Origin of the sequence: Dickeya poaceiphila, assembly GCF_007858975.2 — a bacterium.
Taxonomy (GTDB): domain Bacteria; phylum Pseudomonadota; class Gammaproteobacteria; order Enterobacterales; family Enterobacteriaceae; genus Dickeya; species Dickeya poaceiphila.
The window spans coordinates 1,158,507-1,176,299 of the sequence record NZ_CP042220.2 but is presented as its reverse complement, the minus strand read 5'-3'; the positions used below and the strand labels follow the sequence as shown (position 1 = coordinate 1,176,299).

At 55.7% G+C, this 17,793-nt stretch carries 2 protein-coding genes; both read right to left on the bottom strand.

What is annotated here, in order from left to right:
• Positions 1–21: 21 nt before the first annotated feature.
• Positions 22–1,011, bottom strand: coding sequence for an NAD-dependent epimerase/dehydratase family protein (locus Dpoa569_RS05195; RefSeq protein WP_042871935.1), 990 nt, complete (start codon positions 1,009–1,011; stop codon positions 22–24).
• A complete protein-coding gene (locus Dpoa569_RS05190; RefSeq protein ID WP_042871937.1) occupies positions 1,008–17,042 on the bottom strand; it encodes an SDR family NAD(P)-dependent oxidoreductase in 16,035 nt (5,344 codons plus the stop codon). The genes Dpoa569_RS05195 and Dpoa569_RS05190 overlap by 4 nt, the downstream gene beginning before the upstream one ends.
• Positions 17,043–17,793: the final 751 nt, after the last annotated feature.

The following is a 17,793-nucleotide window of genomic DNA, read 5'->3' as shown; positions in this document are numbered from 1 at the left end:
ACTGCTAAGAACTCATGATGACTAAGGCGCAATAAAGCCATTGGCCCTATACCAGGACACACACTCCTCCACCATCTGGCTTAAGGAAGAAGGCTGATAACCCAGCTCCCGTTCAGCCCTGGCACTGCTAAAGTAATAAACGCCGCCAAAGACACGCAGGCGATACGCATCCAGTACCGGCTCACCGCGTACCAGCCACGGCAGCTTTTCCTGAAGCAACGTTTTCAGATAGAACGATGAATAATGGATGTTGGGTCTGTCGGCCTTGCACGGTACAACCGCTTCAATCGTGCTGATAAGCTCGCTATAACGCGTATTGGCCCCTGCAATGAGGTAGCGCTCGCCTGACTTTCCTTTGGTTAAGGCGCTGACGTGCACTTCGCCAACATCGCTTGCGCCGCAAAAGCTGGCGCCGCCGGGGGGCAGGAACGGCAACTGGTTATGCGCCACCGCCAGCACCATGCGGCCCCACTGCATTGAGTAGTCATAACCGCCCAGCACTTCGGCAGGATTGAGGATCACCGCCGACAAGCCGCGATCACAGGCGCGGTACACCAGTTCTTCCGCCTGTAATTTGCTCCTGGCATACGGGTTTTTGGCACGAAACCCCGCCAGCACAGTCTCTTCCGTCGCCTCGGCGGCAGGGTCGTTATACGCCCCTATCGTCGAGCTGGTACTGGTATACACCAGACGCGATACCCCGCACGCCAGCGCCGCCTCCACCACTGAACGCGTCCCTTCAATATTGACCGCCGCCAGCAGCGGCCAGTCGCGGGGGTTGCTGCTGGTATTGCCCGCGGTATGAATCACGCCATCGTGCCCGGCCATTGCTGCGCGCAGGCGCTGGTCATCATGCAATTCGCCACGCACCAGGGTGACGCCGAAAGGCTCCAGAAAACTGACGTTGGATGATGCCCGTACATACGCCGTTACCTGATGATTGGCAGCGACCAGGGCTTTTACAACGTTAAGCCCAACAAATCCATTTGCTCCGGTGATCAGTATTTTCATGGTGTTTGATCTTGCTGGTTAAGTTTTTCAAGCGTTTTCAGGAAGGCTTTACGCCCCTCCCCTTTACTGCGCATCGGCAGCGCCGCCGGATTTTTATCCGGATGGCTGGCTACCCCTTCAAGCAGCATCATGAATTGCTCAAGCAGTTGAGTGAGCTGCGCGGCCTGAGCCTCGATTCCGCGGCACGCCAGACGCAACTGCACGCTGTTCTCCTCTATGCGGGCAAAAAGCGCCAGATGAAGTTGCGGTTGCGCCGCAAACAGCGCGGGAACAGCCTGATTCACATCAACCTCGTTGCCGTCAGTCAGGAGTACCGCACTATCAAACAACGCGGCATCCCCCGCCCAGTGTGTTATCTGCTCAAGCGTAGATCCGGCATGGTTAAGGCATTTTTCCAGCTGTCTCTCAACGCCTTTGAGCCAGGCCGCGGTTTTGTGCCGTCCCACCACCTGAATACGCGCAGGAGTTATCTGCATCGTTCCATCATTCACATGTCGGATCAGGCCGAACTGGGAATGCCTGGTACGCGCATGACGATTAGCGAGCAGCGCCCAGCCGGCGGCCACCACCGTCTCGACAGCAATCTCATGGCGTTGGGTACAGAGCTGCACTGCCGTTACCGTGTCCTGATCGATGTGCTTTTCCACATACAGGTTATTCTGCTGAGCCGCCCCGGCATCCTGCACGGCTGCGCCGCCGAGCAACACAGACGCCACCTGCGCGCCGACGTCCTCTTTGGTGTGAAGCTGCTCATTCCAGAACGCCCGCAATGCCGCCTTGTTCAGCGCTTCGGGGTTGCCGGTACGCAGTGTGCGGGCAAACCATGCCTGCGGCAGATTTACCGCTGCCGTCTCTGGAGCATCCTGCACGGCAGCTTCACTGTGAGGCGTTGGCGGACGCGGAGCATCCAGGAGCAACGTCGCATAGAGATCACAGGGTTGCTGCGCAAACGGATAACCGGGGAAAGACACGCGACGACGAGGCTCTCCATGGTGTAACAGGCTCCAGTCGATATCACAGCCACGGCTCCACAATGTGGCCACTTTGGCAAGCTGCTGCGTTTGTACCAACACACGGATAAAGCTTTGACCCGCCTCACCGGTAATCAACTGCGGAACATCTTTGGTGTCGCGCACATTACCGCTATACACATCCTGCCTGCTGTGTTCAGACGCTGGCTGAGCAATAAAGCATTCCAGTTTCGCCAGCAGGTCATCCAGGCTGGTCGCCACAATAGCCAGGCGATGATCCAGCGTGATACGCCCAATCTGGCTGGTATAAGCAAGGTCAGCGAGCGCAACGGCGCTGCCTTGCCGCTGAATAAAGTCACGCATCCCGGCTGCATAAGCCGCCAGCCGCTCAGCATGGTGGGCGGACAACACCACTATCTGCGCACTATGTATTTGCGCACTATGCTGTGCGTTCTCGCTACCCATACCGCCTTGGCGAGCGTGCTGCATCAGTACCTGTTCGGGCGATTCAACCACAACAAATGCGGTAGAACCGCCCATGCCGTAGGCATTAATCCCCGCCAGACGCGTGCCTCTGGCATTGGTGTGCCATTCCTGCGCTTCGCGTGGGAACAGGAACGCAGAAGTCTCATGCTCAAACGAGGTGTTGATACGATGCAGGTTGACGCAAGGCGACAGACGCCCGTGCTGCATACTCAACAGCACCTTAATCAACGAACAGATGCCCGATGCCGCCTCCATGTGACCCAGGTTGGCCTTGGTGCCCAACGCGCAGAAATGCTGTGCGTTAGTCTGACGACGCAGCGCATTGGACAACGCTTTCAGTTCAATCGGGTCGCCCAGTTCCGTCGCCGCACCGTGGCTTTCGATATAGGTCAGCTCGTTGACATCGATGCGCGCCTCGTTGATAGCGCGAACGGCGGTGTCTTCCATCACAGACAGATTCGGCAGATATTGCCCCGCCCCGGTGCCGGCATGACCGATGCTGGAACCACGCAGCACGCCATAAATATGATCACCGTCGGCCAGCGCCCGGCTCAGACGTTTGAGCACCACCATGCCGCTGCCTTCGCTCGGAATCAGGCCATTGGCGCGCTCATCGAAGGTGTACTCTTTGCCGTCTGAGGACAGCACGTTCATCTCCTGCAACAGCATATATTTGCTGGGATGCAGGCTCAGATTAATGCCGCCTGCCAGCGCCATATCACATTCACCACCGAGAATGGCCTTACGCGCGATATGCACGCTTGTCAGCGATGACGCACAGGTTGTGGCAACGCAGAAGCTTGGGCCACGCAGGTTCATCAAAAACGAAATGCGGTTAGCCAGTTCACTGACAACGGAACCCGCGCCCGGATAACGGCCCGTACGGGCGTAAATTTCGGCCATTACCCAAGTGAAGTCTTCGTTCATCGCGCCGACATACACGCCGACCTGCTGCGCGTTAAGCGCAGCCGGGGTGTAACCGGCATCCTCCAGCGCGTGCCAGGCGCTACGCAGCAAGACACGTACCTGAGGATCAAGGCGGCTGGCTTCCTCGCTGCTCATGCGGAACATGACGGGATCAAACACATCCACGTTGTTGAGGAAACCGCCGCGATTCACGTAACGCGGATTACCGTCATCCCCCGACGAAGCCACCCAACGCGCATCCGGAATCGTGGTCAGGTTTTCTTTACCCGCCTGAATAGCTGCCCAGAAATCCGCCAGATTCTCAGCACCGGGGAACTCGCCCGCCACACCGATAATCGCCACCGCGTCATTTTCTGCATTCCCTGCATTAACACTGACCACCGGCGACAACGATGCACGCCTCACACGTAAACTGAGGGTGTTCGCAGCAGCAGCTGGCATCGTCCGTTTGATAGCAGGCGCAACCGGCGCAGTAACAGGATGGCTGTCTGCCGTCTCTGTCGCACGGCGTGGCGGCGCTGCTGACAACACCTCATGGTTCGCCTGCGTTGCGCCATAACGCTCGCACAGGTACCCAGCCAGTTTGGCGGTGGTATTAAACTCAAACGGTGCAGTCTTCGGCAGTCCGTCATACTCCTTCTCAAGCACCGCACGCAGCTCCATCAGCATGATGGAATCCATCCCCAACTGCTCAAAGGTGGCATCCACCGCGATATCGGCGGCAGGCAGTTTGATGATGGTTGAGATCCGCTCTTTAAGTGCGTTTTCGCGGAGCTGATAAGCGCTGTCAGCGTGCCGTGTCGGCTCCGCCTGCGCTGGCTGGTGACGCGGCGCGTCTGCTACGACATTCACCTGCGCCTGCGGCGCAGCGGGCACTGCCGCATCGGCCTGAATACGCAGCGCACGGGCAACCTTGTTACGCTCGCCAACCGCAACCAGCAGTTCAGAACGCTGCGCCAGCAGAGCGCGCTCAAGGGCGATAATCCCCGCCTCCTGACCTAAGGCGCTCATACCGGAGAACTCAAACAGGCTGGCATCCTCTTGTTCGATGTTCATCTGGCCGCTGGCCCACAACGGCCAGTTCACAGAGAGCGTCTGGCCGGTGCGCAGCCCTTTTTGTACCATGTGGTTGCGCCATACCGCGTGGCTATCCATAAAGCGATTACCGGCGGCATACGCGCCTGAACCCAAATCACCAAGTACCGCGGAAACGGATGAGAAGTTGATAAACACCGAGATCGGCTCGTGTGCCGTGGCGCGGTCAAGTGCAACCAGACCATCGACCTTCGGCCCAATCAGCGCGTAAAACTCCGTATCCTGCAACGTGGTGATGGGCGTTGCGCTGGCGACGCCTGCGCAGTGCAGCACGCCATCCAATGCGCCGAACACCGCTTTGGCGTGTGCAACCAAAGCATCGGCCTGCCCTTCCTGCGCCACATCGGCGGCGATGTAGCACACTTCGGCGCCGTGCTCACGCATCGCAACCATCTGCTGCTGCACCGTCTCATCTGGCTGGGCTGAACGGCCACTCAACACAATGCGGGCCTGATAACGGGATGCCAGATAGTTCGCCATCAGCAGCCCCAGCTTGCCGGCACCGCCGGTTATCACATAGTGACCGCGATGGACGAAATGCAGGTGCGGTTGATTCCCCAAACCGTCGGCGTCGGGAGGAACAATTTCGCCAGGCTGACGCTGATAACGTGTTCCATTCCGGTAGGCCAGTTCTAATCCAGCCAGCGGGGTCGGACGCCGTACGAACTCCTGATAAATCTCACTCGCCAGCGCAGCGGCGTTATCCGCATTGCTACGCAAAGTGAACAGCTCGAAACGGTGGTTAATCGTCAGCAGTGAACGGGCATAACCACTTGCCGCATCATGCTGCGGCTCCACCTGATCGTCTTGTGCGGTATAGACGTTCACACAGCGTAGCGCCTGCCCCGGTTTTACCGTTTCCAGCGCCACAAACAGGTGCCGCAACGACTGCAATCCCTTATGCAAGAGCGGTGCGGCGCCCACCAGCGGCAAGTCATCAAAGTGCGTATCCGCGCCTGGCGCATGGACAATGTGGGTAGGCCACATCTGTTTTGCGTCCAACTGCTCACACAATGCCTGCATACTGGCCTGAGACTGGGTATCGACGCTGAAACGATGGTCGCCAAGCTCGGCAAACGCACTGGCGGGCGTCACGGCAATCACGCTGGCGGCGTCGCCGTAATGCGCGCGCAGCGCCCCGGCGAGAGCCTCATCATCACTGAGCACCAGCACCGCGGCAGAAGCCGCCTCGGAATCCGGTGCAACCTCCGGCAGCGGCGACGCCAGCCACTCGTAGGCATAGTACTGCACGTCCTGTGGCTTCGAGGGGTGAGACGTCAGAGGCTGTGCCGCGCTGGCGTCACTCTCCAGCCGACGTGCGGCAAAATCGTTCAAACGCGCCAGTACACGGCCCTGGGTATCCACCAGCGTAATGTCGTGTTTTTGAATCGAACTGCCCAGACTCTGGTCAGACCGATGCGATTGCGCCGGCGTCACATAGGCATAGCACTCATTGCCGAGCGGGTGGCGGAATTCCAGCTCGCCCAGAGAGAACGGCACGATAGGCGTGGCATATTCCACCGGCTCCAGCCCTACTGCCAGACAAGTACGCAACGCCCCGTCTAACAGTGACGGATGCAGATAAAACGCATCGGCATCGTGCGCCGCTTCCGGCAGACACAAATGACTCAGTGCTCCGTCTGCAAAGCGGTAACGTTCACGCGTTACCTGATAGCTTGGGCCATAGGCAAAACCCATTCTGGCAAAATCAGCGTAGATAACGGCCTGATCACCTTCGTATTGGCCGCTATTACGCAGCGCATCAAGATCGATCCATTCATCGGCAAGCGCTGTGGTACCGTGGCGATAAACCAGCTCGGCTTCCAGCGAGAGCGCATCCGTGTGGCGATTACGCACAGCCACCTGCACGCTGTCGCCGTCTGCATGGGCCAGCGCGATTTCCACGTCCACCGGCTCATCGTCTACTTCAATGGCATTCATCCACATCAGATTACGGATAGCAGCCACAGCCCATTCGTTCTCCATCGCCAGTTGGCCCGCTGCATGGATCATTTCGAGGTAGGCCGAGCCGGGCAAAATCACCCGTGCGTCCCGGCTTCCCACCACATGGTCACGCAGATAACTCTCTTGCCCGGTCAGCTGCTTGATAAATTTCTGCTGCGACAAGGTTGAGATATTTGCGTCGATCAACGGGTGCAGCGAGGTCGCACGGTGTGAAGCCTCTTGCTCTGAAGGCAGCGCCAGCCAATGGCTGCGCATCATCAGCGGCAAAGGCGGGAATGAAACCCGGCGCACCGTACCCGCCGCCTCGTTACCAGCAAAGAGTAACGGCGCGACCTGCTGCCAGTTCACATCCAGCAGGGTGCTCCACAAGCGGCCCAGACGCAGTAGTTGACGCTCCTGTACCAGGCTCGTGACCAGGTCATCAAGCTGCTTACCGTCCAGAATGGTATCCAGACGTTCGTTGCCGCCGGCAATACGCCCGCGGAAGAGCTGTTTTGCCGAGCCGTCATGGCGGTATTGCTCAAGCTGGCTGAGCAAATCGCCCAGACTGCTCGCCACCACGGCGAGGCGTTCCGTCATCGCATCGCGCCCAACCAGTGAAGAAAAGGCCAGCGAGTCAAAATCAGGCGCCGTCTGCGGTTCACGCACCGCCTCGCTGAGGAAGCTCACCATCCGGTCCACATACAGCGATAAACGCGCATCGCTATCCGCCGAGAGCACAAACAGACGCGGTTCCCCAGCCTGCACGCTGGCCGATACCAACGCCGGCGCTTCTTCTATCAGCACATGCGCGTTTGACCCACCGGCACCAAAGGCGCTCAGGCCCGCACGACGCGGATGATCAGCCGCCGGTTCCCACGCTTCAAGGGCCTGTACCACGCGAAACGGCGAGGCAGCGAAGTTAATTTTCGTATTCAGCGTTTGCGAATGCAGCGACGGCACAATCTTACGGTGGCGCATCTGTAGCAGGATCTTGGTCAACCCGGCGATACCCGCGGCGGACTCAAGATGCCCGATATTGCTTTTCACCGAACCGATGCGGCAGTGACCCGGCAGCAGATCATGACTGATCCCACGTTGCGCGTTGATTTGTGAGAAGGCTTTAGAAAGCCCGGAGATCTCAATAGGATCGCCCAACATCGTGCCGGTGCCATGCGTCTCAATGTAATCGACAGAAGCAGGTGCCCAGCCCGCACGCGCTAACGCAGTGCTGATGACGTTGCTTTGCGCTGCCTGATTAGGAACCGTAAAGCCGCTGGTTTTGCCACCGTGGTTGATAGCCGTGGCTTTGATAACGCCGTAAATCTGGTCGCCATCCGCTATCGCCTGTTGCAACGGTTTCAGCAACACTGCGCCCATCCCTTCGCCGGGGACATAGCCATCGCCACCTTCACCGAATGCGCGGCAACGCCCATCACTGGAGAGGAACTGGTTTTGCCCCAGTTGGTAGTACTTCATCGGGTGCACAATCAGATTGATGCCACCGGCTATCGCCATGTTGCAGTCACCGCTTTGGATCGCCTGACACGCCATATGGAGCGCAGTGAGCGACGACGAGCACATGGTGTCCAGCGCTACGCTTGGGCCGTTGAGGTTAAAGTAGAAAGAAACCCGGTTGGCGACCGATGAATGCAACGACATGGCCCAGCCAGATTCATGCTGTTTTTCCGTCGTTTCGATACATTGATACTGTCCCCACATCACCCCGACATACACGCCAACGCGTGATTTGCTTAACGCCTGGCGGGAATAGCTGGCATCCGACATACATTCCCATGCGGTTTGCAAAAACAGTCGCTCTTGCGGGTCCAACAGCTCGGCTTCACGGGGCGAAATATTGAAATACTGGCTATCGAACTTATCAATATCATCGATAAACCCGCCCCATTTGCTATAGACCTTGTTCTTCGGTCCCCGCACGGGTGAATAATGGGGGTGGTAGTCCCAGCGAGACAGCGGGATTTCGGTGATGCTGTCTACGCCACCGGTGAGATTAGCCCAGAACGCCTCCACGTTGCTGGCCCCCGGATAGCGGCCACTCAGCCCGATAACGGCAATGTCGTCTTGCATACCAGCCACAGCCGCCTCACCCGACACACTGCGTTTGAGAACATCAATACGGGAGTGATTCAACAGACTGGCCAGTGTCGGGCGTTCAACCGGCACAGGCGCATCAGCAGCCTGGCGCTGCCCGGCCAGCATGGCTTCAGCCCACTCAGTCAGGGTTTGATAATGGTAAACAGCCGTGGCATTGACGCCGGTGAAACGTGCATCCAGCTCATACTGCAGGTGAATTTGATTAATGGTATCCAGCGGCCACTGATACAGCGGCGTAAGCGGCGAATAACTTGCCGTTGCTGAACCGACAGCCGCCGTCAAACAATCAAACAACGCATCACAGGCCGCTGATACCGGGTTTGCCGGCTCTGCTTCAGCCACAGGCGCGGCGGCGACATGTGGCGCTGACAACGCCGCCGGTGCCGACGCCACGCTCGCTGTCGCAGGCTGCAAGGCGGCAACCTGATCCGGATAGCTCTCACAGAAGAAATCAGCCAGCGAGTCAATGTCCTGATATTCATAGAACAGGGTTTGCGACACCTCGCCAAAAGTGGCGGCCAGCTTCCCGTTCAAGGCCAAAATCATCATGGAATCCAGGCCGTAATCCGACAACTGGGTAGCCGGGCGCACCTCGCCCGCATCAAGCCTGGTGACGTCAATAATGCTGGCTATCAGGTAATCCAGCACGGCATCTCGTGCTGAACGGGTATTCACTGCCGCCGGCACCGGTGCCTCCACGCTGCTCGCAGCAGGCGCAACGCCACCGAACGCCACCACCTGCTCAGGGTAGTTTTCCAGCAGATAATCCGCCAGTGAAGCGAGATCTTCGTACTCATAGAACAGTGTCTGAGGCAGACCGTCAAAGGCCGCCGCCAGTTTTTCGTTCAATGCAAGAATCATCATCGAATCAAGGCCATAATTCGATAACGGCCCGGTGGCAGTGACTTCACCCGTCTCCAGTTTGGTCACGTCAATGACATGCGCAATCAGCGTATTGACGATGGCCTCACGCGAAGAGGTGGCACCAGCAGCAACCGGCACCGCTTTGACAGGCGCAGGCGCACTGGCGTTGTCTGCGCGCATTGGCACAGCGGCAGGTTTCGCAACGCGTGCAGATTTCATCCCCAGATGCGGCACGGCTTGTGTCTGCAATTGGGTGAGCCTGACCACGACATTACCGATGCTATCGAGCAAATCAATGTGGTAGTTTGCTGTCGCCGCTGCCAGGCCGGGGGCGTTATCACGGCGGGCATAGGCATAGCAAATCCCGTCGATGGGCTGGAATATCTGCACTTTCGCCAGCGCAACCGGAACGTCGAGCGTATAAGTTGTAGCGCTAAAGCCACCGATACCCAGCGCGGTACGCAATGCGCCATCCAGCAGTGACGGTGGCAGGATAAAAGACTGCACCACAGAGGTTATCTGTAAGCCTGCGGGGAACTTCAGCACCGACAGCGCTTCTTCGGCATGAGCATATAAGCACTCAATGACCTGAAACGTTGGGCCGAGCGTAAAACCGCGTTGCCTGAACGCTGCATCGATGTCGTTACGTTGATAGACCTGAGCATTAGTCAGCAACCTTTGTAGGTTAACCGCATCTGACTGAGGCGAGGTTTCTTCACACAAACGGCCACTGCCGTAGACATGGCGTTTCTCGCCATCCGCCCGATAAATCTCAAAATCAAGCCCACCCTGCGACGGCGCCAGCGCGATCTCTACCTCCAGGTCATCACTGGCGACCATAATCGGCTGACGCCATTGAATATTTTGCAGTTGTGACAGGAGCGGTCTGTCGCCAGCAGGCGGTAGCGCACGGCCTTGCAACGCCAGCTCGCTGGCGCTTAACGCCATCTCGATATAAGCGGCGCCCGGCAGAATGCGATTATCGCCAAGGCGGTGATCATTCAGGAAAAATTCATCTGCACGCAGCCGTTTGCGGAATGCCTGCGAGGCCAGCGTAGAAATATTGGCATCAATCAGCGGGTGCAGCGCAGCAGCGCCTGACACCGCTGCGCCCAGCAACGCCGCCGGTAAAGACGGCGCCCAACAGTCCTGACGCTGGAACGCATAACCGGGCAGCGAAACACGCCGACGGGTGCGCGGCGCATGTAACTGGCGCCACTCCACCTCATGACCATTGGCCCATGCCTCACCCAATGCGCCAAGACGCCCTTGTTTTATCCACTCAGCGAGCGGCGGCGTCGAAGTTGCCTGACGCGCATTGTCACGATGCCCGGTGATCAATCCAGACAATTGCTGTTGGGTATAAGCTCGCAGCATGTTGACCGCATCCGCCGCCGATTCTGCGACAAACGCCAGGCGATATTCATGCGCCACGCGCCCAACCTGTAGCGTATAAGCCATATCCTGTAGCGACAGCTCAGAATGCTGTTCGATAAAGGCGGCCAGTTGCCCGGCCATCGCCTGTAACGCCGGTTCACGACGGGCAGACAACAGGATTAACGCCGGTTTGTTCTTATCCGCCTCACCCGCCGCAGGCGGCGCAATATACTCTTCAACGATCAGATGTGCGTTACTGCCACCCGCCCCGAACGAACTGATGCCGGCGATACGCGGAATTTCCCGACTGACGCGCTGACCATCTTCCTCTATCACCTCAAGTACCGGGCGCTGCCAGTGTTCCAGTGTGTGTTGAACACGGAATGGTCCACCCTGAAAGTCGATAAACGGGTTGATCGCTTTTGACTGGATGGATGGCACCAGCGTTTGGTGTTGCATCTGCAACAGCACTTTGGTCAGTGCCGACATCCCCGCAGCCGCTTCCAGATGACCAATATTGGCCTTCACCGAGCCAATAGCGCAGTATTTGCTGTTGTCCCCGGCCACCGAAAAGGCTTTATTCAACCCGCTGATTTCAATCGGATCGCCCAGTTTGGTGCCGGTGCCATGCGCTTCGACATAACTGATATGCCGTGGATTAACCCTGGCCGTCTCCAGCGCATCCGAGATCAATTCGGCCTGACGTTTCGCGTTAGGCACCGTAAAGCCGGAGGTTTTACCACCGTGGTTAACCGCCGTACCGCGGATGATGCCATAGATATGGTCGCCCTCTTCCAGCGCACGAGACAGCGGCTTAAGGATCACCGCCCCAACCCCTTCTCCCGGCACATACCCCGTACCGCCTTCACCAAAACTGCGGCAGCGGCCATCCGACGAGAGGAAGTGCATATTGGATAACAGATGATACTTATAAGGATGCAGCGACAGGTTGACGCCACCGGCAATCGCCACCGGAACATCGCCGCTGCGAAGGGCATTGCACGCCACGTGAATCGCCGTCAATGACGATGAGCAGGCGGTATCCAGCGCCATGCTTGGGCCGGAGAAGTTAAAGAAATGCGACACACGGTTTGCCACCGACCAGTAAGACGAGTGAGAAGTGGTCCACTCGTTCTCCGGACTGGTGACGGCATGGAGCTGGTAATCGCCCCACATCATACCGACATAGACGCCAACGCGGTTTTCGCGCCCCGCCTGCAACGGCGCCAGCCTGTCTGCGGTGTATCCCGCATCTTCAATAGCGTGAGTGACTGTCTCAAGGAACAACCACTCGTTCGGGTCCATGATTTCCGTTTCTTTCGGGGAAATATTGAAATAACGTAAATCGAAGCGTCTGACGTCAGCAAGGAACCCGCCCCAACGACTATAACTTTTCCCTGGTGTTGCCGCCCCTTCCTGGAACCAGCGATCATCCCAGCGATCAGACGGAATATCGATGATGCAATCACGCCCTTGTGCAAGGTTGTGCCAGAACTGTTCAAGATTCTCCGCTTCCGGGTAACGCCCGGCGATGCCGATAATGGCAATATCGTCATCGTTTACAGCAGGCTGCGCGGCGCGTCGCGGTTGTGCTGTCACGGCGACCCGTTCCAGCGCAGGCGATGCGGCGTTGGCAGCAGACTTCACGACAGCGTTTACCGGCGCTGTCCCATTTACCGACGCCGTTCCCTGCAAGCCACGACAGGCGTCATGACAGTTTTCCAGCAGGAAACGGCTCAGCTCTTCCATGGTTTGATATTCAAAGAACAGCGTCATCGGCAACGCACTGCCGAATGTCTTTTTCAGCTCATTGACCAGTTCAATCACCACCACCGAATCGAAGCCATAATCACGAAAGAAACCATGACGTTCGAAATACGGCGGGATCTGTAATTTTCTGCCAAACAGGTCGGACAAATAGCGGATTACCACGTCCTGTAACGAATGGCTGTCGTCAGCATCAGAGGCCGTTGAATCAGTCGAAACCAGCGGATGCTGCTGTACCGGCTCCACGACGCCCAGCACCTCTTCAATGCGCGCACGTTCGCCCGGCACGCCGGGCATCACCACTATCTGCGAAGCCTGGCTTTGCAAGGCATAGTCAAAAATGGCGATACCGTCTTCGGTCAGCAGCGGCACAATCCCGAACTGGCTCTTAAGGAAGCCCTCTTCTTTCTCGGTAAGGCGCATCCCGCCGTCTTTCCAATAGGGCCAGTTCAGAGAGAGCGTTTTACCGCTGCGTTCTCCCTGCCGCTGCAGCGTATTGCGTTGATAAGCAAAATAATCTTCGAAGGCATTACCAAAGGCATAATCGCATTGCCCCATATTGCCCAACACGCCGGTAACCGAAGAAAACAGCACAAAAAAGTCGAGCGGCACGTCACGCGTGGCGTCATCAAGCAGCCAGGTGCCAACGGCTTTCGGGGTGATGACGCGCCCAAATGCATCAGGGCTTTTACGCAGAATAAAGTTATCTTCGATGACGCCAGCCGAGTGGATGATGCCGTTCAGCGTGCGGCCCGATGCGCGGATCGCCTCGATCAACCCCTGAACGCTGTCAGGATCGCTCATGTCACATGCCAGATAAATGGCATTGCCGCCAAGCGCATTAACGGCATCAAGTTGTTGCTGCCGCGTTTCATCCAGTGCAGAACGCCCGCTCAAATAAACGGTTGCGTTGTAACGCGAACACAGGAAACGAGCAAAAATCAACCCTAACGCCCCTAACCCGCCCGTAATCAGATACGTTCCCTGCTGGCGCAATGTTGCCGGCACGGATACCGGTTGGTTAATCGCATCCGTTGTTTTCGGGCTTAACGGTGCACGCGCATGTGCGGATAACGGCGCATCCGCGACAAAACGGCGCACCAGACGCACGCCCTGCACATAACGCACATCGGCATCTTTGGAGGCGTCACTAAACTCGGTTTTGATTAACGCCGGGATAACCTTGCCCGTCTCTTTGTCGCCGTCAATAACCTGAGCGTAGTGCACCACACGGCCAATATAAGCGGGCTTCTCAACACGCAGCGTACGGTAAAAACCACTGATGGCAGAGATATCCGGCAGGCTCTCGCCGCCAGAATGGAAATGGACAAAGCGCGCCTTCTTAACCTTACGCATCATGGCTTTCGTTAAGGCAAAAAGGCTATGCGGACCATGATTCAAACGCGTGACAATATCATCGCTACCCTGTTGCGGGTTGACCCACAGCACGCGCTCAAACGTTGCGCCCTGCAACAACAATGCCTCTACCGCCGTGATAAAATCGTCATGATTGCCGGGACGAACCCATGCGCTATCCGCCGCTTTAGCGACATCCAGCGTTGATGCCAACAGAATCCGCTGCATCTGCGGCGGATTTTCTGACTGTGCTATCAGGTTTGCCAGCCAGTCAACATCCTGCTCATGGCCGACCAGCACCACCTGATCCATCGGCTCATCAGCGTCTGACACCGCTTTCTCAATCCAGTACGGCTGATACAGGTTGACGGCTTCAGACAATGCAGGTGATGAAGGCTCAGCGTTAGTCCGCTCTGTTGCGGTAAGGCTGTCATCAAGAACACGCAAACTTAAACCGCGGAAGATCAGCGCCACGCGCTCAGGGTTGTTCGCCTCGCTGACATGAATATCAACCTTGAAGACCCCGTCACGCATAGCGTGCTCGTCAGACAAGGTAATGGTCGCGCTCATGGCTGAACTGCAAGGATGCAATAACTCCAGCCCTTCCAGCGCAAAGGGAATGACCAGCGAACCCGGCTGATTCTCCTGCCGTGATGCACGCCGTTTTTCAGTTGCCCAGACCACCGCCGCCTGCAAGGCGCCATCGGCCAGAGAGGGATGAATAACAAAGTCAGTGCCATGCGCATTCGGCAGCGCCAGATGTGCAACACAGGTGCGTTGATCGAAGGTAAGCTGGCGAATTGATCTCAATCCTTCGCCGTAGCACATCGCCAGACTATCAAGCAGTTGGTAGCAGGTGGTTGCATCGCTGGTGTGCGCATCATCAGCCATCAGCGTGGTCGGTACAACAGGGCGCTCTGAATGGGAAAATCCAATCATGCCCTGGCAGTAAAGCGTTTGATCGTTGTCGAGAACCTGAAATAACCACGATTTGCCAGGCTCATGCGGATCAAGCTGAATGTATATGTCCGATGCCGCATCGTGAAACTCAAGCGGTCTTAACCAACTCACCTGGGTGAAATGTAAGGTGTTGGCGTCTTTGACATCAATCGCATCCGTGAAAGCGGCGCGAACCAGCTCCAGACAGGCGACTCCCGGCAGTATCGTTTGACCGCCGATCCGATGACCAGCAATAAAAAACTCATTCCCCTGAAGCAAAGCCTGATAACGAGAACTTCCGACATTCACCACGCGGTGACGCTGGGCACGCAAAGCCGAGCATGGTGAACTGGCCTGATGACTATCGCTAAGCCAAAAAGAGGTATGAATAAACGGGTAGCCAGGCAGTGCGATGCGCTGTGGATGGGCACCATCAAATAACCGGCTCCAGTCAAGTTGTACACCACGCTGATAATACTCACCCAGTTGCTGCAACATCTGGCTTGCCGCCTGAACATCAGCGTCACGCATCGCTTCAAGCAGTGCAGCCCCTTCAACACCGGCCTTTTCCACCTGTTTCGCGTCATCTGCGGTCTGCTCTTTTAGCTCCAGTGGGCCTTGTTCAACCGCGTTGGCTAACGCCTGAATCATCGTCTCAACATCACTGCCCACGACGCTATAACGATAAGCAAAGTGATCACGGCAGGTTAGTAATGTCGCGCTCACGTCACGCAACGATACGTCAGGATGCTCGCTCAGCCAGTCGATCAATTCTTTTTGGCGTTGCAACAGCGCCGCCGGGTTTTTGGCAGACAGCGCAATTAAATAAGGGGCATCGGTTGCAGGCTGGCTCGTCTGATGCGGATGGTTCGCCGACTCCGGGGCTTCTTCCAGCACAATATGAGCGTTAGTCCCGCCAAATCCAAACGAACTCACTCCCGCCCGACGCGGCGTGTTGGCATCGACACGCGGCCAGTCACGGACTTCATCAACGAAGAAGAACGGCGTTGCGGTGGTGTCAATTTTAGGGTTGATCGCAGAAAAACTGCGTAATGGCGGCAGTTTACGGTGTTTAAAAGCCTGCAATACCTTGATGATGCCAGCGACGCCAGCCGCCGCTTCGAGGTGGCCAATATTGCTCTTAACCGAGGTTACACCGCAGAAAGCCTCGTCCAGCGTCGATCCCTGTTGCCGGGCGAGCGTGCGGAATGCGTTGGTCAGCCCGGCAAACTCGATGGGGTCGCCCTTCGGTGTTCCTGTGCCATGTGCCTCAACGAGACCAATGGAACCCACAGGCACCCCCGCGTGGGTGTTCGCAGCAACGATCACATCAGCCTGTGCTTCGGCGCTCGGATAGGTGAGAGTATAGGTTGTGCCGCAATGATTAACCGCACTCCCTTTGATGACGCCATGAATAACGTCACCGTCAGCCAGCGCGTTATCTAATGGCTTGAGTAATAACACCCCAGCCCCTTCGCCACGGACATAACCATCAGCCTGGCTATCAAAAGAGTGACAGGCGCCAGTCGGCGACAACATCCCCATTTTGGCAAAAGACTGATGCCGGGTGGAGGTTAAAATAAGATTAATCCCCCCACTAATAGCAACCTCACAGTCTCCGCTAGCGATGGCTTGAATGGCATTGTGAATGGCATTTAATGAGCCAGAACAGGCGGTATCAATGGCGACGCTTGGGCCATGAAAGCCAAAGAAATGTGAAATACGATTGGCAATAATAGATGTCGCAGTACCCGTGGAATGATGCGCCTCTATTGGCGCCTGGGTATTTTCTTGCAGTTCTTTATAATCGTTATTGAAGACACCAATAATAACGCCGACTTTCTGACCCCGCAGCGCTGACGGAGGAATACCGGCATCCTCCAGACAAGACCAGGTAAGTTCCAGCATGATCCGCTGTTGCGGATCCATGGTTTCTGCAACTTTAGGAATAATCCCGAAGAATTGGTTGTCAAAACCATCTACGTTATTAACAAGGGCAGCCCACCGAGCTTCATGGTCATCCGGCCACTTTAAAGATTTTCGGCCATTAGGCAACGCAACGTTATTAGCGTCTGAAATTTTAGAAACCGAATTGCGGTGATGTACGATATTTTCCCAAAACTCATTGTAGTTGTTTGCATCAGGAAACCGACAAGAAATCCCTATAATTGCAATATCCATATCCATTATCCATATCCATATGTTTATTATTTCTCGCAAGAAATGATGTAGCCAGCGCTATCCAATACTCTAATTGGATTTCCGGCCTACCAGAGCCTAATAATAAGCAACCTTATTAAAGGTAAAACATTACAAAATAAAAAGGATGCGTCTTACCCCTTTGAAACCACTTTAAAAATCCCCCATTGGATGTCGTGCCAAAATCACAACAACGGGTTATTTTCTTTTCCTTTTCAAGCGTGTAACAAATTCAAGGGCATACTCTGGCAGATCAAATAACTTGATATTCCATTACCATTAAACAAACAACATTGAGGAATATTGCATTAAAAACATTCACCCACCTAATACAATTTTATTCTTCTTTTTTTCAAAATGTTACTAAATAATACAAACAAGGCTTTTGGAATAAATTGAAAATATAACCACATGATTTATATTGTTATTATATTGAAATAAAAAAACATATTTTATGATAAGTCCGGGATGTAAAACGACAATAAAGAATAAAACACACAAATAAAATCACAAACCGGGAATAATTTACATGAAATTAAATGTTGATTATTAATTAATGTATTAGTGCATTCACCAGGGCAAAGTCAGATACTAAACATTCTTTTGTAATAGACATAAAACTGACACTAAAACGCCACTTAATCGTCATCAAAAAAAAAGCAGCAACCAATAATTAGCAGGCAAATCTAGTTCGTCTTATTACGTAGCAATCAGGTAGATTAACCGAGATGCATACATC